The following is a 1,393-nucleotide window of genomic DNA, read 5'->3' as shown; positions in this document are numbered from 1 at the left end:
CAATGGTGGACGCTGCTCGTTTCAAGCGTTTGGCTACACAGCGGATGGACTCACCTGCGGCCAGGCTGCGTGATATCTCCTCGCGCTCGGCCAGAGACAGAGTCAAGTGAGATCGGCGCCTTGCAGGCGGCCGGATGCCACCCGTTGCACTCAGGATGGTGTGGATGGATGTGTGCGGTCGATCAAACAGCTTGCCGATCTCGTGCAAGGTATCACCAGCTTTCCAGCGGTCCACATCAGGGCCTTCTGAGCTTCGGTGTAGTAAATCCGCGGTCTTCGCTTCATGCCAACACTCCTTCCGCCAGAGGCGGTCATTGTGTTGCATTGACCAGTTGAATCCACAACCCGAAGCTGCCATTTACCGCTCTGATGACTCACCGGCAGCTATGGGGCGGAGAACTGCAAACGACTAGACTTTGTCGACAGCTTGACTCTATTTCGTCATTCGCTTTGCAGCCCAGACTGTTCCTTCACGCTTAGAGTTGCCCGCACTGGCACAATCTCGAGCTGTCGAAAATTCTGTCCTGTGAGAGCGAAACTTCTGCGTGGGATATGAATATTTGCCTTTTTAAATAGGCAGCTACTTCGTGCTCGAATCTTTGTGCACAACTGCCATTAGAAGAGCCCCGAGGGAGAATAATGGAAAAACCGATTTCGCTTGAGCGTCTTTTTAAGGAAAAGATATTCCGCATTCCCGATTACCAGCGAGGCTACGCTTGGCAGCGAGAGCAGCTCCGTGCGTTCTGGGAAGATCTAATTAACCTGAAAGGGGAGAGATCACACTACACCGGGGTTTTAACGTTCACTGAAGTGCGCGAGGCATCTGTTCCGAAGGATTCCAAGGAATTCTGGCTGATCGATGACCATTCATACCGCCTGTACCACGTCGTTGATGGTCAGCAGCGCCTCACAACCTTCGTTGTATTCATTCAGGCCTTTGCGGACTTTTTTCGGTCGCTCCCCGAACATCAGGGAAAGACTGAAAAGGAAATCTACGTCACCGACAGCCTCTCACTTGCCGACCTCGAAGAGCGCTACTTGTTCAAGACGAATCCCAAAGGTGGATTCCGTACATATAAGTTCGGCTACACGGAGGACAATCCGAGCCAAGAGTACCTCCGGTACCGTATTTTGCGCGAACCAGGTGGAAAGGACGTTCAGGAAACGTTTTATACCCTCAATCTTGGAAACGCAAAGAAATACTTCTCTGAGCAGATCGCCGAACTACATAACCAGAAAGGGGATGAGGGGCTGGCAGATTTATTCAAGAGGTTAACCAAGCGCCTATTGTTCAATGAGTACGCCATCAACGACGAGTTCGACGTCTTCGTCGCTTTTGAGACGATGAACAATCGTGGGAAAAAACTCTCAGACCTTGAGCTTCTGGGCGTTG

At 51.5% G+C, this 1,393-nt stretch carries 1 protein-coding gene and 1 pseudogene; one reads left to right on the top strand and one right to left on the bottom strand.

The annotated features are described in order from the left end of the window. A pseudogene (locus tag CA2_RS17385) lies at positions 1–285 on the bottom strand (helix-turn-helix domain-containing protein); the annotation flags it as partial. Positions 286–639: 354 nt separating this feature from the next. Here CA2_RS17385 and CA2_RS01285 point away from each other — a divergent pair. After that, the coding region (locus tag CA2_RS01285) for a DUF262 domain-containing protein (protein WP_042411805.1) at positions 640–1,393 on the top strand (754 nt) is incomplete at its 3' end.

The organism is Comamonas aquatica NBRC 14918 (assembly GCF_000739875.1).
Lineage (GTDB): Bacteria > Pseudomonadota > Gammaproteobacteria > Burkholderiales > Burkholderiaceae_C > Comamonas > Comamonas aquatica.
This window is presented reverse-complemented; position numbering and strand designations above follow the sequence as displayed.